This is a genomic window from Mesorhizobium sp. M0152, assembly GCF_040322415.1.
Classification (GTDB): Bacteria; Pseudomonadota; Alphaproteobacteria; order Rhizobiales; family Rhizobiaceae; genus Mesorhizobium.
Genome location: NZ_JAMYTH010000126.1, coordinates 1 through 709, shown reverse-complemented (window position 1 = coordinate 709; position 709 = coordinate 1). Strand labels below are relative to the sequence as shown.

Sequence of the window (709 nt, the reverse complement as noted above, 5' to 3'; positions counted from 1 at the left end):
TAGCTAGCGAGCGATCCCTTCATCACCTCGTCCCCGGCGAAGACGCCGCTCAGCGACTGCGCCATTGCCGTCAGCTTGCCGCCGGCATCCTTCAGCGTGGAGGACCCTTGCCCGATGCGGTCGAGACAGGTCTTGAGCCGAGCGGCCTGCTGCCTGGTTTCATCGAGGTGCTGCCGGATCCGCCCACGCAGTTCCGGATAGCTCTCTATACGCTTCAACTGCCCGTTCAGCATGGTCTCGGCCTGCTCCTCCATGGCGTGCGCATCCCTGAGCCATTGGACAAGCCATTCACGCGATTCCGACATTTCGTTTCTCCTTGATGATCAGATCGAACTTTCAAGAAGAGATATTGTTCCTCGTCGGCTCAGCCGAAGAACAAACATGCGAACTGGCCTCCGGATCCGAGGCGATGGCCGCTGCCGTGACAGCCGAGAAGTCCCCAAAAGAGCCCTGCTCCGATGCAGTCAAGGCTCCAAACGCGCCGCCATCGACGGCACGTTTCCTCTGAGATTCAGGGCAGTTGGTTTTCTCGCTCGGCGTCAGCGGGCCGGGTCTATGCGGCTTGCTGCATTGCCCTTTCGTTCACGCCGGTCTCTCCGAGCTGCGTCAGCGCTTCGTCCGTCGCCTTTTCTTCCTCGAGCGTCTGCTCAAGCAGAGGAATCGCATCCTTCAGACCGAGGAGCCCAGCCCAGGTGACCAGTGTCCCGTA

2 protein-coding genes are annotated in these 709 nt (G+C 60.6%); both read right to left on the bottom strand.

Annotated elements, in window-relative coordinates; genetic code table 11:
• The coding region (locus NKJ26_RS33455; RefSeq protein WP_352700120.1) for a YciE/YciF ferroxidase family protein at nt 1–305 on the bottom strand (305 nt) is incomplete at its 3' end.
• Between the two features lie 248 nt (nt 306–553).
• A partial coding sequence (locus tag NKJ26_RS33450) for a DUF892 family protein (protein ID WP_352700122.1) occupies nt 554–709 on the bottom strand: 156 nt, incomplete at its 5' end.